Origin of the sequence: Microbispora sp. CA-102843, assembly GCF_050936215.1 — a bacterium.
Taxonomy (GTDB): Bacteria; Actinomycetota; Actinomycetes; order Streptosporangiales; family Streptosporangiaceae; genus Microbispora.
Window position 1 is genome coordinate 7,591,904 of record NZ_JBNJNF010000001.1, and the last position, 21,789, is coordinate 7,613,692.

Below are 21,789 nucleotides of genomic sequence, written 5' to 3' on the forward strand. Positions count from 1 at the left end.
GTGTCCCTCCCGCGCGTCCGTTTTACAGGCTGTGAACTTTTATCAGCCGAACCTTGTGAATCCCTGTGACCGTCGTGGTCAACCTGACGACTCGCTGTGACCTGGCGCGGCAGACGGGATCACGGGACGGGCGTCACGCCTCCGCCGACGACGTCGCCCAGCGTCCTCACGTCGATCTTCTTGGCTTTCCGCTGCTGGGCCACCCAGTCGATGAAGGCGGCGAACTCCTTGGGCGCCGTCGCGTACTGGTCCCGCGGGTCGTTCTTGATCTCGTGGAAGACGAAGGTCACCATGCCGGGGTCGCTCTCCCGCTGGGCGCGGGTGACGAACTCCCGCAGCGTGCGGGCCGTACGCGGCAGGCGGGTCTGGCTCGTGGCGCGTACGGCGGCGGGGTCCGCGGGCGGGATCGTCTCGGTGACCGGGCAGGCGCGGCAGCTGTCCGGCCGGTACAGGCCGTTGATGTCGCGCGCGCTGTTGTAGCCGCAGCGCATCGCGATCTGCTTGCTCGACTCGTCGAAGTCACCGAACGGATAGGCGAACGACCGCACGGCGAAGCCCATCTTCAGCAGCGCCCGCCTGTCGTCGCAGATCTCCGTCTGCTGCGCGGCGTCGAACGCCTCCGGCAGATGCGGATGGTGGAGGGTGTGGCCGCCGATCTCGTGGCCTTCTTTCGCGATGGCCCGCAGCGCGGCCACGCTCAGGAAGCCGCGCCTGCCGAGGCGGCCGCTGTTGACGTAGAAGGTGCCCTTGAGGCCGCGCCTGCTCAGCATTCCGGCGACGGCGAGGTGATCGGCCGTGCCGTCGTCGAAGGTGAGGACCACGGTCGGCACCCCGGCCGCCCGCGTTTTCTGTTGAGCCACGTGCGCGGAAGCCGCCGCCTGCGCGGGGACGGCCGAACCGGCCGTCGCCGCGGCCGGGTGCTGGAGTCCCGCGATCGACGCCGCGGCGACGAGACAGGCCGGCAGGAGTCTCTTCACCGTAAGTCGCATGAGGAGAAACTTTACTCATAATTGGCAATTACTCTTGCGCGTGATGTCCAACCGTAATGAAACGGTCCAGGACGCGGCACCCTCAGCCCTTGCCGCGCACGCGTTCGAACAGCGCGACGGTCAGACCCGGTAGCTCCGCGGAGTGCCAGGCCGTCGAGAGGCGGTATCCGGCCGCGCGCACGGCGGCCACCTTGGGGATCTTCTTCCCCGTCAGCCCGGCCTGCTTCGTCCCCCGCCAGACCACCCAGACCCGGCGATACCCGGTCAGGGCCTCGGCGAGGTCGTCCCGCTCCACGTACTCGAAGGCCGGGCCCGGCCCCCTGAGGAGCACGTCCTCGGGGAGGCCCTCGCGGCCGTAGTAGACGAAGCCGGTGCGCAGCCGGCTCTGGCCGTACACGATGGCGTCGCCGGTGCGCTCCCGCGCCCGGATCACGCCGAGCGCGCCGGGGAAGTCGTCGTAGTGGCCGTTGCGCTGCCGGTAGTCGGCCTGCGCGGGCACTCCCAGCAGCGCCGCGACCAGTACGACCGGCGCGCAGACCAGCGCGAAGGGGACGGGGGCCAGGCGGATCGAGGCCAGGGCCACGCCTCCCGCCAGGGCCAGGGCGGGCGCCGCGACGAACACATAACGGTCCACGTAGGCCGGGGTCACCAGCGCGTCGATCACGAGCAGCAGCACCGGCGGGAGGACGAGCCAGCCGCCGACGAGGACGCCCCAGGGGATCGACCTGCGCAAAAGGATCACCACCCCCACGACGGCGAGGGCGAACAGCGGCGGCCCGGCGAGATCGGAGCCCGCCGCGTGCTTGGGGAACTTCAGCAGCACGTCGGGCCCGTGCGGCTGGATCCAGCTGATCGCGTGCCGCTCGCCCCAGCCCACCAGTGCGAGGACCGCGGGGGGAACGCACCCCACCGCCGTCGCGGGGACGATCCTGGTCAGGAACGTACGGCGGGGCAGGGCGAGCAGGGCGGCCAGGAACTGGGCCGGGAGCACCAGGACCGAGAACAGGTGCGTGCAGCCGAGCAGCGCCACCGACGCCGCGTACCAGCGGACCTGTTTCCAGCCGACGGTGCCGCTGGACGCCTCGGCCACCCGGTGCAGCGTCCAGGCCGAGACGACGGCCGCCGCCGCCGCGAACGCGTACGGCCGGGCGTTCGCGCCGTGGTAGGACACCGACGGCAGGACGGCGAACAGCGCCGCGGCCAGCACGCCCGCCCGCGGACCGGCCAGCCTGCGGCCGAGGTCGGCCAGGAAGCCCGCCGCCACACCGGCCGCGAGCGCCGAGGGCAGGCGCAGCCACCACTCGGCCTCCCCCAGCCATGACCAGACATGGATGAGCAGGTAGTAAGGGAGGAAGTGGCCGTCGATCTGCTGCACGAGCTCCCACAGCCCGCTCAGCGGCCGGGCCACCGCGGCGCTGTAGGTCGCCACCTCGTCGGCCGACAGCGACGCCGTGGTGCCGGAGATGGCGACGCAGGTGGTCAGCAGGCCCGCGAGCAGCGGCGTCCAGCGGGGCCAGTCCCTCGCGCCCGCATCCGTCCCCTGGCCGGACGTCCGGACCGCCTCGCCCGTAACCACGCTTCCCCCCACAGAACTGATCATTTCGGCCACACCAAGGACATCGAACACGCACGGACGCACGGATCGGCAGGCCGTTATCCGATCGAGTCATTGCCCCGCCGGCCTCGTGAAGCCATCCGTTCCGGACATGCCGGGCTCCACCGTACGAGATCTCAGTGGGGACTCCATCGCGGCGGGGACGGTGTAGCAGTGACGGCGCTGATCGACTCCGCGGGGCCCGCGGCCCTGCCGGCGTGGGAGGTTCCGGCCGAAATCGCCCTCACCCTTCTCGGAGGCGCCGCGGGCTGGTGGCTGTCGGGTCCCCTGCCACCCGCGCCCGGCGCGCGCACCGCACCGCCCCCGGGGGTGCCCCTGCTGCCGCTCGCGCCGGCCCAGCGAGCCGTGTACGCCGTGTCCGCCTGGCATCCGCGCTCGCCTGTACCGTACGACCAGGTGCTGTTCGCCTCGGTGCGACCGCGCACGTCCGGCATGCGCACCGGCGGCATGATCGGCGGCAGCAGGGGATGGGGATACGTGAGCGGCCGTGGTCCGGTGCTGGCCCTCCGGCTCACCGACGGCCGGGAGTTCCTGTACTCGACCCGGGACGCCGAGACGGCCGCCGCGCTGGTCAACGCGTCCCTCGCCCGCGCCAGGGGAGGCGCCGGGTGCTGATCGTCGTCGATCCGTCCTCCGCCCAGCCCCTGGCCGACCAGGTGGCGGCCTCGGTGCGCGCGGCGGTCGCCAGGGGCGCGGCGGTCCCCGGCGACAAACTGCCCTCAGCGCGCGCCGTCGCCGCCGCGCTCGGCATCAATCTGCACACGGTGCTGCGCGGCTACCAGCAGCTTCGCGACGAGGGCCTGGTCGAGCTGCGCCGGGGCCGTGCGGCGACGATCACAGAGCTCGGCGCCGAGGGGGGTCGCCTGCGCCTGCGCGAGGCGGCCGAGGAGTTCGCCGGCGCGGTCCGCCACCTCGGGGCCTCGGAGGAGGAGGCCCTCGACGCGGTCCGCAGAGCCCTGGCCGAGCGCTGATCGGCCCCTCGCCCGCCGTATCGACGCCGACCGCGACGCCGGGCCGGTCAGGCCGCTTCGCCGTCCAGGGGGCGGCGGCGGAACCGGCGCAGGCTCACGACAAGGAGGACCGCGGCGGCGACGGCCGCCGCGGCGCAGGCGGCGAGGACCGGCACGCTGGGGTCGTCCTCCGCCGCCGCCCGTTCTCCGGCCGCCGGGAAGGTGATCGCCCCGGTGGACGTACGGCTGACGCGGCCGCTGCGCAGGGTGAGCCGGAACCTCCAGGGCCCGGCGGGCAGGTCGTGGCCCAGCAGGACGGTCACCTGACCGTGGCCGCCGGGAGGCAGGGTGGTGGCGCGGGTGCTGCGGAACGGCCCGGCGCTGAGCGCGCTCGGCCCCTCCGACAGCCGCACCTCGCCCTCCAGGTCGACGGCGCGCTCCCCCGTGTTGCCGACCTCGGCCACCAGCCGCGGCTGCCCGTCGTCGGTGCGCCCGGCGGTCACCTCGCCGATCCTGAAGCTCGTCGGCGGTTCGCCGCCCGGGCCCACGTCAAGGTAGGTGCGGACGCCCACCCGGTTGACGAGCGCGATGTTGCCCGACGGGCCGGGCGAGGCCGAGGAGATCTCCGCCCAGATGACGGCGTAGCGCTCGCCCTTGGAAGCCGTGGGCGGCACCGCGACGGTGGCCGTCACCGGGACGTGGCCGTGCGGCGGCAGGTCCACCGCCGTCCGGTCGAGCGTGATCCAGGAGGTCAGCTCGTTGGCGGTACGCGCGGGGGCGAACGTGAAGCCCGCGTCACCGACCCGGGCCGCGGCGGGATACAGGTTCACGTGCTGGCGTTGGGACGAGGTGCTGAAGACCTCGAGACGCCGGGTGAACGTCGTGCCGGGATTCACATGGTCGACGATGAACGCGTGTGAGCGCGGGTCGTCCAGGCGGTTCTCGGGGATCTCCAGCAGCCGGATGCCGAACCTCTCCGGGCGGTGCCGGTGTGCGTCGCCGGCGGCCGCCGCGGGTGCGACGACCGCCGCGTGCAGCACGATCGCGAGCAGGCCGGAGGCGATGACCCTGCGGGCCGAACGGTCAGGCAACGGAGTGGTGCACCGTGCCGGTGTAGGTGCCTGCCACGGCCTGGGCGGGGACGTTGACGACGATGGTCGGGTCCCACGTCGCGGAGTTGTCGCCGGAGCCGCTCGTCTTGCTGAACGCGGTGCGGGTCTGGTCCAGCGACTGGGCGGCCGCCGCGTTCGCCTGCCCCGGCACGAAGGTGCCGGTGCCGGTCGTGGCCGTCGCCGCGCCGGACCAGTAGAGGACCGCGGTGTTGGGAACGGTCTCGGCGGCCGTGCCGCCGCCGGTGGTGAAGCCCCCAGAAGCGGCCGACACCGTGGCCACCCACGTCGCGGTGAGCGCGGCGCGCTGGTCGGACACCGTGACCGGACCCAGCAGGCCGCTGATCTGGCCTCCCGGAGCGCCGCTGCCGATGTTCACCGGACCGTCGGGCACGGTGATCGTCAGGCCGTCGGGGGCGTTGACGGTGAAGGTGACGGTGGTGGGACAGGTGGTCGACGCCGGGCAGGTGGCCGCTCCGGCGGGCGACACCGTGGACGCGATCGTGAGCGCCGCGACCAGCGCCAGTCCCGCGACACCCGCCGACGGCGCGGCGACACTCCTCTTGCCCATCTGCCGATCTCCTCCGTGGATGCGATTGCCCCGTAAGGGCCGCGGTCGGTGACATCCTGGCCGGTCCGAGGCGTACGACAGGGTTGTTCCGCCGGCGTCTGGACACCCTTTGTGATCAGATGACGACCGGCGGAGACGCGGGGCCCGATGTCCACGGTTGCGTAGGGTCCCGGCGCGGCGACAGCGACAGGCCACCCCCGTGCCCTAGCCTGCCGTGGGTCGTTCACAGGCAAGATCGGCCGCGCCGCGGCGGAACGACGGCACGGCGACGAGGAAGGCCATACGTGCGGCAGGTCGGTGCGGGCGCGACAGTGACGGCGGCGCTGGCCGCGTCGATCGCTCTGCCGGTCGCACCGCCCGCCGTGCCCGGCCTCGCGCCGGCGGCGCGGGCCGGCACGGGAATGACGCTGGTCCCCCTGCGGGACGACACGCTGACGATCACCGTGCCCGGCTCGGTGAACCTCGGCAGCGGCTCCCGGAGCAGCGCGATCAGCGCCTCGATGGGCACCGTGACCGTGGCCGACTTCCGGCCCGGAGTTCTGTCCTGGACGGCGACCGTGTCGGCCACGAACTTCACCACCGGCAGCGGCACGCCCACGCAGACCATCACGACCGCGAACGTCGCCTACTGGTCCGGGCCGGTCACCGGGTCGTCCGGTGCCGGCACCCGCAACCCCGGCCAGCTCACCGCGGCTCAGCAGGTGCCTCTCAGCTCGCCGGTGACCGCCTTCAGTGGGCGCAAGACGGTGGGGCCGATGTCGACGAACTGGCAGCCCACTTTGGTCATCACCATCCCGGCCAACGCCGCCGCCGGTGTCTACACAGGGACCATCACTCACTCGGTCGCCTGACCGCCCTCGATCCACGCAGGAGTTGGGGGTCCCGTGACCCGCCACGGACGCGGCGGATCGGCGGCCGGTCAGGCAGGTCGGACATAGTGAGGCCCGCCGGGCCGGCGGTGCGGCTTCCGGCCGGCTTCTCGTGTCGCTCCTCAGCCGAAGGAATGCCATGCCCCGCTTCTCACGACACCTCCGCCGCCCGCTCGCGGCGATGGCGCTGGCCCTGGCCACGGCCGCGCCCCTGCTCAACGGCCTGCCCGCCGGTGCCGCCGCCGCGCCTGGCGAGCGCCCGAAGCCGCCGCCGCCGTTGGTGCGAATCTGCCAGAAGCTGAAGCGGATGCCGGAGCACCGGCACATGCGGTGTCCCGTCCACCCGCCGCGCCCGCCCGCCAGGTCGTCCGGCTCCGGCGACGCGGCGCGGGTCCCCACGGTCTCGGAGATGGACACCCCGACCAATACGGCCGGGCCCGTCGGCATCACCTCGGGTCCCGACGGCGCCCTGTGGTTCACCGAGAACTACGCCGGCAACATCGGACGCGTCACCACTGACGGCGACTTCACGGAGTACGCCGTGCCGACCGACGACGCCGAGCCGGGGCACATCACCACCGGACCGGACGGCGCCCTGTGGTTCACCGAGGCGAACGGCGGCAAGATCGGGCGGATCATCACCTCCGGTGTCGTCACCGAGTACGCGCTGCCCGACGCGGGGTCCTACCCCTGGGGCATCACCGTGGGCCCCGACGGCGCCCTGTGGTTCGTCGAGACGATCGGCAACAAGATCGGGCGGATCACCACCTCGGGGACCATCACGGAGTACACCCTGCCGACCAGTGACGCCTACCCGATGCGGATCACGACCGGGCGCGACGGCAACCTGTGGTTCACCGAATCGTTCGTCGGCAAGATCGGCCGTATCACCCCGGACGGGGACATCACCGAGTTCGCCATCCCCTCCTCGGGGGCGACGCCCATAGGGATCACCACCGGGCCGGACGGCGACCTGTGGTATGCCGACGCCAATGGGAAGGTCGGCTCCGTCACCACGGACGGCGACTTCACCGAGTACTCACTGGACGACCCCAACGCCTTCCCCTGGGGCATCACCAGCGGCTCCGACGGCAGGCTGTGGGTGACCGAGCAACTCGGCAACGCGGCGGCCGGCGTCACCACCGCGGGGATCATCATCGAGTACAACATGCCGACCAGCCTCGCCGGGCCCTTCGACATCACCAGTGGGCCCGACGACAACGTCTGGCTCACCGAGAACTACGTCAGCCAGATCGCGAAGATCACCCTTTAGACCGACGGCAGGCGGCAACAGGCACTCCCGGGTGGAACACCCGGGAGTGCCTTCAGCTGTAGCCGCCGCTCTCGGCGTCAGGGCGTGTCGTCGCCCTCGACCCGCATGACGCTCGCGACCGCGCGGACGATGTTCAGATCGCGCAGGTCCTTGATCGTGCCCGACAGGGCGGCGTCGCTGGCCCGGTGGGTCACCAGCACGAGCTGGGCGTCGTCGCCGCGCCCTTCCTGCCGCACCGTCTGGATCGACACGTCGTGCCTGGCGAAGATGTCGGCCACCCGGGCGAGCACACCGGGCTTGTCCGCGACGTCCAGCGACACGTGGTAGCGGGTGACGCTGTCGCCCATCGGGTGGACCTTGAGGTCGGCGTACGTCGACTCCTCCGGCCCGCGGGTGCCGGCGATGCGGTTGCGCGCCACGGCGACGATGTCGCCCAGCACGGCGCTGGCGGTGGGCGCGCCGCCCGCGCCCGCGCCGTAGAACATCAGCCGCCCGGCCGACTCGGCCTCCACGAAGACGGCGTTGTACGCCTCGCGCACACCGGCCAGGGGGTGCGACCTCGGGATCATGGCGGGGTGCACCCGGACGCCGACCGACCGGCCGTCGTCGGAGCGGGCGCAGATGGCCAGCAGCTTGATGACGTACCCCATGCCCTTGGCCGAGGCCACGTCGGCCGCGGTGATCTCCGTGATGCCCTCGCGGTGCACGTCGGCGGCCGTCACCCGGCTGTGGAAGGCGATGCCGGCCAGGATCGCCGCCTTGGCGGCGGCGTCGAAGCCCTCGACGTCGGCGGTGGGGTCGGCCTCGGCGTACCCGAGCGCCTGGGCCTCCTCCAGGGCGTCGTTGAACGAGGCGCCGGTGGAGTCCATCTTGTCGAGGATGTAGTTGGTGGTGCCGTTGACGATGCCCAGCACGCGGCGCACCCGGTCGCCGGCCAGCGACTCGCGCAGCGGGCGCAGCAGCGGGATCGCCCCGGCGACGCTCGCCTCGAAGTACAGGTCGGCGCCGTTCTCGCGGGCGGCCCTGTGGATCGTCGCGCCGTCCTCGGCCAGCAGCGCCTTGTTGGCGCTCACCACGGACTTGCCGTGCGCCATGGCGGCGAGGATCAGCGACCTGGCGGGCTCGATCCCGCCGATCACCTCGACGACGATGTCCACGTCGTCGCGGGTGACCAGGGCCTCCGCGTCGGTCGTGAGCAGGGCGGGGTCCACGTCGATGTCCCGCTTGCGCCCCAGCCTGCGCACGGCGACGCCGGCCAGCTCCAGCGGGGCGCCGACGCGGGCGGCCAGATCGTCGGCCTGTTCGCGGAGCAAACGCACGACCTGCGCCCCGACGACGCCGCAGCCCAGCAGCGCGACCCTGAGCGCCGGTTTGGCTTTACTCACGACCCCTCCTCGCTTCGCCGCCGGACTGTCCGGGACGGCCGCTCACAGCTGCCCCCTGAGCAGGTCGTCCTCGGTCTCTCTGCGGATGATGACCCGCGCCTGGCCGTTGGACACCGCGACGACGGCGGGCTTGGGCAGATAGTTGTAGTTGTTGGCCAGCGACCGGCAGTAGGCGCCGGTGCCGGCGACGGCGATCAGGTCGCCGGGGGCCAGGTCGCCCGGCAGGTACAGGTCGCGCACGACCATGTCGCCGCTCTCGCAGTGCTTGCCGACCAGGCGCGACAGCATCGGCGCCGCCTGGCTCACGCGGGAGGCGAGCACGGCCGTGTAATCGGCGCCGTACAGGGCGGTGCGGATGTTGTCGCTCATGCCGCCGTCGACGCTCACGTAGGTGCGCAGGCCCTCCACGTCCTTGACCGTACCGGCCTCGTAAAGGGTCACGCCGGATACTCCGGCGATCGAGCGGCCCGGCTCGACCGTGAGGCGCGGCACCGGCAGTCCGGCCGACTCGCACACCTTCGTGACGATCTCCCGCAGGCCGTCCGCGATGACCTTGACGTCCAGGGACTCATCGCCCACGACGTAGGGGATGCCGTATCCGCCGCCGAGGTCCAGCTCGGGGAGCACCACGTCGTGCTCCTCCTTGATCTCGACCAGCAGCCGGGCCAGGCGGCGGGCCGCGACCTCGAAACCGCCGGTGTCGGTGATCTGCGACCCGATGTGGGAGTGCAGGCCGACCAGTTCGAGCTGCGGCAGCGCGAGGATGCGCCGCACCGCCTCGGCGGCGGCGCCGCTGCTCAGCGACAGGCCGAACTTCTGGTCGTCGTGAGCGGTCGCGATGAACTCGTGGGTGTGCGCCTCGACGCCCACGGTCACCCGGATCATCACCTTCGGCCGCACGCCGTGCTCGTCGGCGAGGAAGCCGAGGCGGGCGATCTCCTCGTACGAGTCGACCACGATGTGGCCCACGCCGGCCTGGACGGCCTTCTCCAGCTCGGCGAGCGACTTGTTGTTGCCGTGCATCGTGATCCGCTCGGGCGGGAAGCCCACGCTGAGCGCCACGGCGAGCTCGCCGGCGCTGCACACGTCGAGGCCGAGGCCCTCCTGGTCGATCCAGCGGGCGATCTCGCGGCACAGGAACGCCTTGGCGGCGTAGTGGACCTCGCCGTCGTGGAAGGCGGACCGGTACTCGCGGCAGCGTGAGCGGAAGTCCTCCTCGTCGATGACGTACAGAGGCGTGCCGAACTCCTTCGCCAGGTCGCGCACGTCGATTCCGCCGATCGTGACGGCACCGTCGGCCCTGCCGGACGTTCGCGGCCAGATGGCCGGTTCGAGCGCGTTGAGGTCGGCGGACACGTGCGGCGGACGCTCCTCGGGGTGCCCGGCGGTCACGGCGACGATCGTTGAGGCGGCGTGCAGGTCGCCGGCGGGATGGGCGAATCGACTCACCCGAACGAGGCTAGCCGACCCTGAGATTCACTCGCGCCCGCTGTTCATCCTGCGAGACGGACCGGACGGAAGATATTCAGATCCGCAGGTCATCGGCGACAGCACTTTCAGCCATCCGATGGTTTTGTTCAGATTTTGCCGGGCGGGGCGACACCGAGCTCCGCCAGCCCCTCGCCGAGCACCCGGCGCACCGCCTCCCCCATCCGCACCCGGGCCGCGTGGACCTCCGACGGTGCCTCGTCGCCCCTGGGGATCGGGGACGCGCGCTCGACCGCTGCGTGGTAGACCTCGGCCAGCCGTTCGAGGTACGCCGCCCATCCCGGATCGCGACTCTCCCTCCTGCTCGGCAGCTCGGCCAGGACCCGCAGCACGGCCCGGTCGAACGGGCCGTCGAGCAGCTCGGGCCGTGCCGCCGCGCCGGTCGGCACGCCGAGGTCGCGCGCCCATCGCTGTACGGCTCCCGCCCGCACGTACGCGTACCGGACGGCGAAACCGGGGTTGTCCCAGGTGCGCGGGAAGTCGGGCCACGGCGCCGCAGCGCCCGCTTCCGGGCCCGTCGCCGGCGGGGAACCCTTTGCCGGTGGGGACACGGCGAGCGGGGCGGCCAGGACGTCGTGGACGATCTCTCCCGGCGTGGCGACGCCGATGACCAGGAAACCGTTCGGCCGGACGTCCACGCGCCGCACCCCTGGCACCGCGCGCAGCCGTACGGCCAGCCGCTCGGCCGCCTCGCCCGCGGGCTCCGCCGTCCCCCGCAGCGCAGCGGTGGAGACGAACCGCGCCTCCCGCTCCCACGACCCCTGGGGCACGGGCGGCGCGCCGAGCACGTCGCGGAGCGCCTCCATGATCATGGCGCGGCCGGGCCGTCCTTCGGCGCGGCGGTCAGCGTGAGGCACCCGGGGATCGCGGCGAACGCCTCACGCAGGCGCGCGGCCAGATCCGCGGACGTGGGCTCGCCCGGCATGGACGTCCAGGACTGAAGGGCGCCGTGCCAGGCCGCGACGAGCATGTCGAGCACGAGCCTCGTCCGCAGGTCGTCCGCGCCGCCCAGGTCGAGGCGACGGCGCATGATCGCGAGCGCCTCACGGGTGGTGCGGTCGCAGAAGTGCAGACCCTGCGCCCCCACCGAGGGGGTCCGCGCGGCCAGCCGCTCGCTGAGCCGGACCTGGCGCGCCCAGCCGTCGGAGGCCATCCGGCCGACGGCGGCGAGCAGGCAGTCCTGCACCACCTCGATGACGGGGCGTCCGGCGTCGGGCTCCCACCGCTCCAGCTCGTCGAGGAACGCCACCCACATGTCCTGCGTGGGCGTCAGCGCGACGTCCTCCTTGCTGCCGAAGTTGCGGAAGAAGGTGCGCTTGGAGATCTCCACGGCCGCACACAGATCGTCGAGGGTCGTTCCCTCGAAACCCCGCTCGGTGAACAGTTCCAGGGCCGCGTCGACCAGCGCCCGGCGGGTGCGCAGCTTCTTGCGCTCGCGCAGGGGGAGCTGGTCGGCCGGGACGGCTGTGGTGGTCATCGCGGTCAGTCTAGCCGGGCGCGAGATGCTCCTTGATGGCATATGCCACTGAGTGGCATAGTGAGCGCCCTCGATGATTTCGCCACCGAGTGGCAACCGAGTGGCACCTTTCAACGAAGGGACATCCCATGCGCGCTCTGCTCGTCGACAGGTCCGCGCCCGCCGGCCTGAGGCTCGGCGAGGCTCCGGACCCCGAGCCCGCCCCTCATCAGGCACTGGTGCGGGTGACCGCGACCTCGCTCAACTACGGCGAGGTCAGTTCCGGCATCGAGAACGCCCCTGACGGCTCCGTCGCGGGATGGGACGCGGCCGGGGTGGTCGAACGGGCCGCCGCCGACGGATCCGGCCCCGCCGCGGGAACCCCCGTCGTGACGCTCGGCGTCGACGGCGCGTGGGCCGAGTATCGCGCCGTGGACACCTCTCTGATCGGCACGCTCCCGGAGAACGCCGACCTCGGCGCGATGAGCACGATCCCGGTGGCCGCCACCAGCGCGCTGCGCGCCCTGCACCGGCTCGGCCCCATCCTCGGCAGGAGGGTGCTCGTCACCGGCGCCACCGGCGGGGTCGGCAGGTACGCCGTGCAACTGGCCCGGCTCGGCGGGGCCCATGTGGTCGCGTCCACCGGCGATCCCGGGGCGCACGGCGACGGCCTTCGGGCGCTCGGCGCGCACGAGGTGGTGGACCGGCCGTCCGCCCTCGGCGACCCGGTGCACGGCGTGATCGACGTGGTGGGTGGGCGCCTGCTCGTGGAGGCGTACGACAGGCTGGCCGAGGGCGGCACCCTGGTGGCCGTCGGGCACGTGACCGGCGAGCCGGAGACCTTCCCGTTCGGCGCGCTCTTCGGCGACAAGGGTCATGACCGTTCGATGGTCACGTTCTTCCTGCTCGCCTGCGGCGGGCTCGCTCCCGACCTCACCTGGCTCGCCGGGCAGGTCGCGTCCGGCCGTCTCGATCCGGGGATCTCCTGGCGCGGCGGCTGGGAGAAGGCGCAGGAGGCGGTGGCGCTCCTTCTCGGCCGCCGCCTCCACGGCAAGGCCGTGCTCGACCTCGGGTGACTCCCGGAGTGATCAGACTGGAGTGATCAGAGCAGGGCGAGGGGTTCGGCCGGGACGTATCCCTCCATACGCGCCGAGCCGAGCAGCGAGCCCTCCGCGGAGTCGCGGACGCAGACGTAGGAGTAGCGGTCGGCCGAGTAGACCCGCACCCCGTCCGTACGGCACTGCCGCATCAGGACCTCGCCCCACTCCTCGGAGACGTCGGCGAAGCCGAGGTCGGTGAGGATCTGACGGCGGGCCAGGACGGTGCCGCCGGCCACCTCGGGCAGGAACCGGTGCTCGGCCCCCGGCTGGCGCAGCAGGGTCGCGCCGGTCGCCGGCAGGTGGGCGTAGAACGACGCCTTCCCCAGCACCTCGGCGTCGGTGGAGGCGAAGTGCCGCACGAGGTCGGCCAGGTAGTGCTCGCCGTACAGGTCCCTGGCGTCGAGCACGGCCACGTAGTCGCCGTCGGCGAGCCTGATCGCGCGGTCGAGGGCGGCGCCCCGGGTGACCGGCTCCTCCGTGGCGCGGACCACGACGTCGAGGTCGGAGCACGCCTGGCGGACCGTCTTGTCCACCAGGCCCGTGTCCAGGCCGTCCGCCACGATCACGATCTGGCCGGGCCGCTCGATCTGACGGGTGACCTGGGCGAGCAGGCGGTCCAGCTCCGCCGGGTCGGAGATGGCGGTGATCGCCGAGATCACACCGCTGCCCCGCACGCTCGGCACGCCGAGGGTGTCGAGGATCGGGTCGAGCAGCGGGGTGACGCCGGTGCGGGCCCGCCAGGCGAGATGGGCCTCCCTGTCCAGCCGTCCGGCGTCGGCCATGAGGATCTCGGCCGCAGCGAGGATCTCCTCGCCCTTGGCCCCGGCCCGCACCTGGAGCACCGGGGTGCCGCAGGCCGCGACCTCCCCTATCACCCGCGGCTCGGCGTCGGCGCCCGCGATCACCAGGGCCGGCTGCCGGTAGGCCGTCAGCACGTCGTCGTACGTCGTCGTGTCGTCGCCCTGCCCCGCCAGCTGCTGCCACGCCGCACCGCCGGCCGGAGGGGTGACCGTGCCGAGGGTGACGATCTCCCCGGTCCTGCCGCCCTCGGCGGGGATGGGGTTGTGCACGCGGGGCTGGATCGCGTGCGGGAACACGCCGACCCGGTCGTGCCGCAGCGCCGAGCGCCACTCGCGGGCCCGGGCCTCGGTGGTGGCCAGCACGTACTCGAAGTGCTCGGCCGCCGGCACCGCCCGCGACACCGAGCCGCCGGAGTGCCAGAAGACCGTCTTGACCCCCCGCTTGTGGCAGGCCGCCACCAGGTCGCGCAGCGCGCGCGTCTCCCCGGCCAGCGCCTCCAGCCAGCGCCCGCCGTTGCCCTGCCAGGGGCCGGGCTGTACGGACTCGACGAACAGCACGTGCGGCCGCTGCTGGTCGAGCATGGCCTCCCAGTTGTCCGGGCCGAAGTTGGTCACCAGCCGCCACTCGTACCGCAGCAGCGCCTCGGTCTGCCGGTCCACGATCGCAGCGACCGTCATGTACGGCCGGGCCGTCGGGCCCTTGGGGACCGCGAACGACTCGGCGAGCGGCGCGGAGACCTGCGGGGCCCTGGGCTCGGGCGCGGCGGGGGCCGCCTTCACCTCGGGGGCGGCGGGGATCTCGGGCTTGAAGTCCGAGCGCTTGGGCGCGGGGCGCTTCCTGACCGGCGCCTTGAGCGTCCTGGCCACCGTGCCGGGGTTCTTGCTGTGGATCGCGTCGCCGAGTTTGCTCCACCGGCTGTCCTGGAGCGAGGCGAGCTTCCAGTTGGCGACCTCGGTCTGGTACTTCTGCTCCGCGAGCTGCTTGGCGAGCTGCGCCTTCTGCCGCTCGACCGTCTTCAGCCGCGCCTCGGCCTCACGCATCCTGGTCAGGGCCTCGGCCTCCGAGCGCGCCACCTCCTCCAGCCGCCGCTGGTAGTCGGTGATCAGCCGGGCGAGCTCCGCCGCGCCGGACGCCCGCTCCACCGCCTCTGCCAGCGCCTGCCGCAGCGCCGCCGGGTCGCTCCGCTCGGGCTGTCCGGCTGCCGGCTCGCTTACCTCGCTCATAGGGGGTGACTCCGCGGTAGACCTTCAGGACCAGAGTCACAATATTCGCAGAACGCCCTGATCGCTCTCAGGCAGAGGTGAGACCTCGTCCATCTCGTCCGCCGCATCCCCGGCGACCCACCGCCCAGCGAGACCCCGGCCAGATCATCGCGGCCCCTGCGACCGATTCGCCACAAGGCCAGCGACCAAACAACCAGCGATCATGCGACCGTTGAGGCAGCTCTACCTGCGGAAATGCCATCGTCACCTGTCTGTGAGCGCGGTGCCCGCTGCCGGCGGTGCCGGAGAATCGGCGGGGTTCAGGCGCACAAGTGATTCGCACTCTCGAGGAACTCGTTCCAGGTGTACAGATCGTCCTTGTCGCCGATGTACACCTGGCCGGGCCGGAGTGAGGCCGCATCTTCCAGCTTGAAGGTGAGCTGGCCCACGATCGCCTCCTTCCCCCCATCAGGACTGGCCTCGACGTAGTAGGTAACACCGGGACGGAGATGAGGATCGCCTGAAACTAATCTCCAGTCCGACGACGGCGAATCGAGGTCGAGCGTCACGGAACCCTTCCCGACCCGCGTTGTGCTGAACTTGGCGACACGCTTCCAGGACTCGTGCACCAGAATGGTCACGGTCAGCAGGTGAGGCGTCCTTCCGCACCAGGCGACGGACACGCTCAGGCCACCGTCCTGCGATCGCGTCAGCCCCACATTCCCTACCTGGTTCTGCACGCAGCCGGCGAGACCGGACGTCACGGCAAGCACCAGGATGAGGCGCAGGACCGCTTTCATCAAAGCCACACCTCTTACCGTTTCCCCCGTCAATCAGGTCTGCTTCGATCTCACCAGTCCGGCAGGCCGCCGCAAACGGAGGAAACCGTTTCGTTACAGCCGCCATCCGACGGCGCTCTCGTCGGCGGCTGTGACACGCTCCGGTCCCTTGGGCGGCTGGGAGGTCCGTAGACTCGGCTGGGGTTCAAGGGAGGGCAAACCGTGCGCAAGGGTGAGTGGCCGCGATTCCAGGCCAGGCCGTACGTCTGCGGGGCCGTCGGGCCCTTCCAGCAGGCAACACTCGACCTGCTGGCGCGGTCGGGGCCCGCCGTCCAGGCCGTGCACACGGCCCCGGAGGCCGCGCTGCTCACGTCGGCTCCCCTGGCGCCGTACGCCACGGATGAGAGGGCGACCGCCTACGCATGGGGCGGCCGGCTGCCGGAGACGGGGGGCGAGCCCCGGGCGAACGCGTGGCTGCGGGTCGCGGAGACGTACGAGACCCCGGGCCTGGTGGACGAGCCCGACACGGTGAGCCTGCACACGGGCGGTCTCGGCCTGGTCGACGTCTACTACCTCCAGGACGGCGACGCCGTCTACTTCTCCTCGCTGATCGAGCCGCTCCTCGCGCTGGCCCGGCGGCCGTACGAGGTGAACTGGGAGGCGTGGGCGGCGATCCTCACGCTCACCTACCCGCTGCTCGAGGACACGCCGTACCGCCAGATCCGGCGCCTGCCCGGCGCGACCGCGCTGACCTGGTCGCGCCGCGAGCGCAGGCTGCGGGTCGACCGGCGGGCCCCGCGCTGGGTGCGGGAGGAGCCGGTGGACCGGGGCGTCACGGGCCACGATCTGGTCGCGCTGCTGCACGACGCGCTCAAGCCGTACGAGCGGGTGCTGGTGCCGGTGAGTGGCGGCTACGACTCGCGACTGCTGGCCAGCGTGGCGATGGACAGGAAGATGGACGTCGAGTCGTGGACCACCAGTCCAGACGACGGGCTGGACAACGACATCGACTTCGCCCGCTACATCACCCGTGAGCTGGGCATCCCGCATCGGATCATGCCGCAGGAGCCGGCCGCCTACCCGCAGGAGGCGCTGTGGGCGGCCCGGCGCCTGGAGTTCCTCACCAGCCACCACGCGTGGTACTCCCCCTTCGCCCGCGAGGTCCACGGCGCGGGCCGGGCGCTGGTGGACGGCCTGGCGGGCGGCCCGCTGATGAAGAACTTCCTGATCACGGCGGACGCCGTCGGCGCGGGGACCGGCGCGTCCCGCCGCGAGGCGCTGCTGAAGGCACTGGCGACCGGCGACGCCCACATCCCCGTGCTCGGCGAGGCCGCCTCCGCGTGGATGGACGACCGGGTCCGTACGGCGTTCACCCGGGCGACCTCCATGCTGCACGGGCACCGGGCCGAGCTCCCGTTGAGCGTGCTCCACACCCGGACCGTGCGGGGCATCGCCCGGTCTCCGGTCAACCTCGTCGGCCCCGAGGCGACCCCGGTCTTCCCGTTCCTGCACCCGGAGTTCTTCGACGCGGCGCTGTCGGTGCCGGTCGCCCGCAAGGAGGGCGGCAAGTTCTACCGGGAGGTCCTCCGGGCCGCCAACCCCCGCGTGGCGGCGCTGCCCTCGACCAACACCCCACTGATGCCGAACCGCCGGGTGCCGCTGCGCTCGAACGGGCCGGTCGCCCGCGAGTGGAACCACCGGATGCTGGTCAAGGCCGCGCGGATCCCCGGGCTGATGTCGCCCCAGATGCTGGACGCGATCGCCGGCGGGCCGGACGCGCTGACGGCCTTCGGGTCGTGGAACTCGCGGTTCTGGCTGCGCGCCCTGGTGGCGTTCGGGGCGTGGCTGGCCGACTACGAGGACGTGCTCGGCGACCTCACCCCGCCCTGGTCGGCGCCGTCGGGCGGGTAGCCCGCACAGTCGTGGGGCGCGTCTGTGCGGTAGCAGTACGTGATCACTTGAAAACAGGTAAAAACTGCATGTCAGACCGGCGTCAGCCTTTTCGGTCAGACCACTTCTAGTGGTAGTTTTGGTCAAATAGAGCCAAACATCATGGCGTGAGCTTCAAAGCTCGGGTGTGACCTGACAACGCGCTCCCTCTTTCCTCAAGCGAGATCCAGATGAACGCTGCTGCGCCCTGCCCTGACCCTGTTCCCGGGTCGTTCGGCGCCTCCACTGGTGCGTCCTCCGGCGATCTGCCGGAGATCACCGACTTCACCTCTCAGGACCCGCGCTGGTACAAGCGCGCGGTCTTCTACGAGGTACTGGTCCGCGGCTTCAAGGATTCCAACGGCGACGGCACCGGCGACCTGCGCGGGCTGATCGAGAAGCTCGACTACCTCAACTGGCTCGGGGTCGACTGCCTCTGGCTGCTGCCGCTCTACGAGTCCCCGCTCAAGGACGGCGGCTACGACATCTCCGACTACCTCAAGATCCTTCCGGAGTTCGGGGATCTCGGGGACTTCGTGAAGCTGATCGAGGCCGCGCACGAGCGTGGCCTGCGGGTCATCACCGACCTGGTCATGAACCACACCAGCGACCAGCACCCGTGGTTCCAGGCGTCCCGCACCGACCCGGACGGCCCGTACGGAGACTTCTACGTCTGGTCGGACGACCCGGACAAATACTCGGGCGTCCCCATCGTCTTCGTGGGCACCGAGGAATCGAACTGGACGTACGACCCGGTGCGCAAGCAGTACTACTGGCATCGGTTCTTTCACCACCAGCCCGATCTGAACTACGACAACCCGGCCGTCCAGGAAGCGATGATTGAGGTCCTCCGCTTCTGGCTCGACCTCGGTGTGGACGGGTTCCGGCTGGACGCGGTGCCGTACCTGTTCGAGCGCGAGGGCACCTCCTGCGCCGGGCTGCCGGAGACGCACGACTACCTCAAGAAGATCCGGGCAGAGGTGGACCGGCTCTACCCCGACCGGGTGCTGCTCGCCGAGGCCAACGGCTGGCCCGAGGACGTGGTCGAGTACTTCGGCGACCCCACCACGGGCGGCGACGAGTGCCACATGGCCTTCCACTTCCCGCTGATGCCGCGCATCTTCATGGCCGTGCGCCGGCAGAGCCGCGAGCCGATCTCCGAGATCATGTCGCGCACCCCCAAGCTGCCGGAAAGCGCGCAGTGGGGCATCTTCCTCCGCAACCACGACGAGCTGACGCTCGAGACCGTGACGGAGGAGGAGCGTGACTACATGCACGCGGAGTACGCCAAGGACCCGCGCATGCGCGCCTACCTCGGCATCCGGCGGCGCCTGGCCCCCCTGCTGGAGAACGACAGGGACCAGATCGAGCTGTTCACCGCGCTGCTGCTCAGCATGCCGGGCTCGCCGGTCATGTACTACGGCGACGAGATCGGCATGGGCGACAACATCTGGCTGGAGGACCGCGACTCGGTCCGCACGCCGATGCAGTGGACCCCAGACCGCAACGCCGGGTTCTCCGGCGCCGACCCCGGCCGGCTGTACCTGCCGATAGTCATGGACCCGGTGTACGGCTACCAGTCGGTCAACGTCGAGGCCCAGACCAAGAGCGAGTCGTCGCTGCTCCACTTCACCCGGCGGATGCTGCAGATCAGGCGGGAGCACCCGATCTTCGGCACCGGCAGCTACACCGAGCTGTGGTCGCCGAACCCGAGCGTGCTGGCCTTCCTCCGGGAGGAGGGCGACGACGTGGTCCTGTGCGTCAACAACCTGTCGCGCTTCGCCCAGCCGGTCGAGCTCGACCTGCGGCGCTTCGCCGGGGTCACCCCGGTCGAGTGCCGCGGCGGCGTCTCCTTCCCGAAGGTCGGCGACCTGCCCTACCTGCTCACCCTGCCGGGCTACGGCTTCTACTGGCTGTCCCTGCGGAGGTCCCCGGACGCCTGAAGGCTCAGCGGGCGGTGACGGGCACCTGTGCCCGCGCCGCCCGCCTGGCGGGGATCAGCGCCACCAGCAACGCGGCGCCGATCGCGATCAGGAGGGTCGCGGTGAGCATGCCGGGCGTCGGGGCGCGGCCGATGCCGGCGCCGACGCCGCTGCCCCGGCCCTCCAGGTCGATCAGCCACCGCGACCAGGACGCCCCCGCCGCGGCCCCCAGCACGACCCCCACCGCCGCGGGCAGGCCGGTGGCGGTGACCAGCGTGGCCATCACCTGGCGGGGAGTCAGGCCCATCGCCTTGAGCACGGCCAGGTCGAAGACGTGGTCGCGCAGCCCGAGCGCGCTGGCCGTCAGCAGGCTGGCCAGCCCGATCAGGGCCAGCACGGCGACCAGCGCGACGATGATCACCCGGATGACCGCAAGCCGGTCGGCCGGGTTCACGGCCTGGGCCACCTCCAGCCCCTGCCCCTGCAGGCGGGCGCGCACCTGGGCCGCGTCGGCACCCGGCCGCAGCACCAGGGCGTAGAACTGGGGCGGCAGCGCGTCCTTGGCCGCCAGGCTGTCCACCCCGAACGACAGCACCTCGCCGTCCTGCTCGGGCTCGACCACCCGGCCCACGATCCGCACGATCAGCGGGGTGCCCCCGATCGTCATGCGGACCCGGTCGCCGATCTGTACGCCGAGGAGGTCGAGCAGGCCCTGCCCGGCGACCGCCTCGCCCCGGTCGGCGAACATCCGGCCCTCCACCACCGGGAAGGGGTACGGGTCGGAGGACAGGCCGAGGGCCCTGGTCCGCACGGTCCTCGTCTGCCAGGGGACGAGCGCGTCGAGTTCGGCGCCCGGGTAGGCCGCGACCACGTCCTGATCGGCCATCGCGCGCTGGCGCGCCTCCTCGGCGGTCAGCTCGCCCGGCCGGATGGTCAGGGCCGCCGCCTGGCCCACGCTCTCCGGGTGGCGGATGAAGTCGTCCAGGGTCGTCCAGCAGCCGAGCCCGATCGCGATCATCATCATCGGGATGGCGACGCCGCACACCGTCAGCGCGGCGGGCGTCCTGCGGGTGAAGGCGTCCCTGGCGCCGAGGACGAGCGCGGGCGGCAGCCGTACGAGCAGGGCGACCCGGGCCAGCCGCGACAGGTGCCCGCGCGGCGGCGCCGCCGGGGCGGCCGGGATCGGCGGGGTGCGCCCGCCGCGCCAGGCCGGGATCAGCACCGCCACCAGCACCATCAGCGACGTCCCCACGATGATCGCGGCGAGGGGGCCGGCCGACAGCGGCACGACGACCGTCTCCCCCATGGCGTACGCCGTGATCAGCCGGGCGACGACCGCGCCGGCGGCGATGCCGAGCAACCCGAGCGTGCCGTGCTCGGCGACGAGCATCCGGACCACCTGGCCCCGGGTGAACCCGAGCGACTTGAGAGTGGCGATGTCGCGCAACTGGATCAGCACCCGGCCTCCGGCGGCGTTGGCGAGCGCCAGCGCGGCGGCGACCAGGCCCGCGCCGCCGAACAGCGCGAGCAACAGGCCGAGCAGCCGGTTGTCCAGTTCCATGGAGGCCCGCACCTCGCGCCAGGTCGTCACCCGCTGCACCTGGTTGCGCAGCGTGAAGACGGCCCTCTGGACGACGAGATCGGTGGCGGCGGGGTCGGCCAGTCGCAGCCCGGTCACGGTCTCGGTGCGGCCGGGCGCGGGCTCGACCACGCTCAGCGTCTGCGCGAGCGTCCAGGCCAGGCCCGGGGTCCACTCCGGATAGAACCCCTGGTCACCGCTTTCCGCCAGCCCGGCGACGGTCAGCGTGTGGGTCGCGCCGTTCAGTCCGGTGACGGTGAACGGGCTGCCCGGTCTCAGGTCGAGAGCGCGGGCGAACGACCGTTCGACGACCACGCCGTTCGGGGTGCGCACGTCGAGCCAGCGGCCCTCACGCAGGAGCGGGCGGGCCACGGCGGGGAGGGCCGCCGGCGTCTCCTGCAGGGTGATCGGCACCCGCCGGCCGCGGGCGACCAGCGTGGCGGGCGCGCTGCGGTAGGGCCCGGCGACGTCGGTCACGCCGTTCAGGCGGCGCAGCGCGGAGACGTCGGGGACGTCCTTGCTGTGGATCCAGATGTGCGCGCTGTTGCTGCGCTCGAACAGGCCGCGCCAGGGGTTGGTGCCGTCCTCCAGCAGCGTGGCCGCGATGATCAGGGCGGTGACGATCCCCGCCACCGCGAGGACCGTGAGCGCGGCCTGGCCACGGCGCGCCCGCAGGTCCGCGCGGATCCACCGCAGCTCGGCGGTCCTCGTCGTGATCAAGCGGCCCCCTCGTGCCGGTCCGGGCTTTCCGAACTCGTCGGACGTGTGGCCG

General features: G+C 72.1%; 18 protein-coding genes. 7 read left to right on the forward strand and 11 right to left on the reverse strand.

Going from position 1 to position 21,789, the window contains the following annotated elements:
* Positions 1-119: 119 nt before the first annotated feature.
* Entirely contained in the window at positions 120-989 is an 870-nt protein-coding gene (locus ACQEVJ_RS35130) for a polysaccharide deacetylase family protein (protein WP_433108665.1), read from the reverse strand.
* Between the two features lie 82 nt (positions 990-1,071).
* Positions 1,072-2,565 (reverse strand): glycosyltransferase family 39 protein, encoded by a 1,494-nt coding sequence (locus ACQEVJ_RS35135; protein WP_433108667.1) that lies wholly within the window; start codon positions 2,563-2,565, stop codon positions 1,072-1,074.
* Between the two features lie 192 nt (positions 2,566-2,757).
* Here ACQEVJ_RS35135 and ACQEVJ_RS35140 point away from each other — a divergent pair, with 192 nt between their 5' ends.
* Both ACQEVJ_RS35140 and ACQEVJ_RS35145 read left to right on the forward strand, forming a co-directional pair.
* Entirely contained in the window at positions 2,758-3,219 is a 462-nt protein-coding gene (locus tag ACQEVJ_RS35140; protein ID WP_433108669.1) for a hypothetical protein, read from the forward strand.
* Positions 3,213-3,575: a GntR family transcriptional regulator gene (locus ACQEVJ_RS35145; protein ID WP_433108671.1), complete on the forward strand. Its 363-nt coding sequence runs from the start codon at positions 3,213-3,215 to the stop codon at positions 3,573-3,575. The genes ACQEVJ_RS35140 and ACQEVJ_RS35145 overlap by 7 nt, the downstream gene beginning before the upstream one ends.
* 47 nt (positions 3,576-3,622) lie before the next feature.
* Here ACQEVJ_RS35145 and ACQEVJ_RS35150 read toward each other — a convergent pair whose 3' ends face one another.
* Together ACQEVJ_RS35150 and ACQEVJ_RS35155 are read right to left on the reverse strand one after the other, a co-directional pair.
* Entirely contained in the window at positions 3,623-4,645 is a 1,023-nt protein-coding gene (locus ACQEVJ_RS35150; RefSeq protein WP_433108673.1) for a peptidase, read from the reverse strand.
* Positions 4,638-5,234 (reverse strand): hypothetical protein, encoded by a 597-nt coding sequence (locus tag ACQEVJ_RS35155; RefSeq protein WP_433108674.1) that lies wholly within the window; start codon positions 5,232-5,234, stop codon positions 4,638-4,640. The genes ACQEVJ_RS35150 and ACQEVJ_RS35155 overlap by 8 nt, the downstream gene beginning before the upstream one ends.
* Positions 5,235-5,518: 284 nt before the next feature.
* Here ACQEVJ_RS35155 and ACQEVJ_RS35160 point away from each other — a divergent pair, with 284 nt between their 5' ends.
* Together ACQEVJ_RS35160 and ACQEVJ_RS35165 are read left to right on the forward strand one after the other, a co-directional pair.
* Entirely contained in the window at positions 5,519-6,085 is a 567-nt protein-coding gene (locus ACQEVJ_RS35160) for a hypothetical protein (RefSeq protein ID WP_433108676.1), read from the forward strand.
* Between the two features lie 157 nt (positions 6,086-6,242).
* Positions 6,243-7,376 (forward strand): Vgb family protein, encoded by a 1,134-nt coding sequence (locus ACQEVJ_RS35165; protein ID WP_433108678.1) that lies wholly within the window; start codon positions 6,243-6,245, stop codon positions 7,374-7,376.
* A gap of 77 nt (positions 7,377-7,453) precedes the next feature.
* On the opposite strand, the gene ACQEVJ_RS35170 is transcribed toward ACQEVJ_RS35165, so the two are convergent.
* From ACQEVJ_RS35170 to ACQEVJ_RS35185, 4 genes are all read right to left on the reverse strand, one after another.
* On the reverse strand, positions 7,454-8,761 hold the full coding sequence (locus ACQEVJ_RS35170) for a homoserine dehydrogenase (protein WP_433108680.1): 1,308 nt from the start codon (positions 8,759-8,761) through the stop codon (positions 7,454-7,456).
* A gap of 42 nt (positions 8,762-8,803) precedes the next feature.
* Positions 8,804-10,210, reverse strand: coding sequence for a diaminopimelate decarboxylase (gene lysA, locus ACQEVJ_RS35175; RefSeq protein WP_433108682.1), 1,407 nt, complete (start codon positions 10,208-10,210; stop codon positions 8,804-8,806).
* 128 nt (positions 10,211-10,338) lie between these two features.
* Positions 10,339-11,061, reverse strand: coding sequence for an anticodon-binding protein (locus ACQEVJ_RS35180; RefSeq protein WP_433108684.1), 723 nt, complete (start codon positions 11,059-11,061; stop codon positions 10,339-10,341).
* Positions 11,058-11,726: a TetR/AcrR family transcriptional regulator gene (locus ACQEVJ_RS35185; RefSeq protein WP_433108686.1), complete on the reverse strand. Its 669-nt coding sequence runs from the start codon at positions 11,724-11,726 to the stop codon at positions 11,058-11,060. The genes ACQEVJ_RS35180 and ACQEVJ_RS35185 overlap by 4 nt, the downstream gene beginning before the upstream one ends.
* A gap of 128 nt (positions 11,727-11,854) precedes the next feature.
* On the opposite strand from ACQEVJ_RS35185, the gene ACQEVJ_RS35190 reads away from it, so the two are divergent.
* Positions 11,855-12,781 carry a zinc-binding dehydrogenase gene (locus ACQEVJ_RS35190; RefSeq protein WP_433108688.1) on the forward strand — a complete coding sequence of 309 codons (927 nt, stop codon included), beginning with the start codon at positions 11,855-11,857 and terminating at the stop codon, positions 12,779-12,781.
* Positions 12,782-12,807: 26 nt separating this feature from the next.
* On the opposite strand, the gene ACQEVJ_RS35195 is transcribed toward ACQEVJ_RS35190, so the two are convergent.
* Positions 12,808-14,829, reverse strand: a complete 2,022-nt coding sequence (locus ACQEVJ_RS35195) for a glycosyltransferase (protein ID WP_433108690.1) — start codon at positions 14,827-14,829, stop codon at positions 12,808-12,810.
* Positions 14,830-15,128: 299 nt separating this feature from the next.
* Positions 15,129-15,608, reverse strand: a complete 480-nt coding sequence (locus ACQEVJ_RS35200; RefSeq protein WP_433108692.1) for a hypothetical protein — start codon at positions 15,606-15,608, stop codon at positions 15,129-15,131.
* 201 nt (positions 15,609-15,809) lie between these two features.
* Between ACQEVJ_RS35200 and ACQEVJ_RS35205 the strand changes: the two genes are divergently transcribed.
* Positions 15,810-17,498, forward strand: coding sequence for an asparagine synthetase B family protein (locus ACQEVJ_RS35205; RefSeq protein ID WP_433108694.1), 1,689 nt, complete (start codon positions 15,810-15,812; stop codon positions 17,496-17,498).
* Positions 17,499-17,707: 209 nt separating this feature from the next.
* Positions 17,708-19,459 (forward strand): maltose alpha-D-glucosyltransferase, encoded by a 1,752-nt coding sequence (gene treS / locus ACQEVJ_RS35210; RefSeq protein ID WP_433108696.1) that lies wholly within the window; start codon positions 17,708-17,710, stop codon positions 19,457-19,459.
* 4 nt (positions 19,460-19,463) lie between these two features.
* On the opposite strand, the gene ACQEVJ_RS35215 is transcribed toward treS, so the two are convergent.
* Positions 19,464-21,737 (reverse strand): ABC transporter permease, encoded by a 2,274-nt coding sequence (locus ACQEVJ_RS35215; RefSeq protein ID WP_433108698.1) that lies wholly within the window; start codon positions 21,735-21,737, stop codon positions 19,464-19,466.
* Positions 21,738-21,789 lie beyond the last annotated feature (52 nt).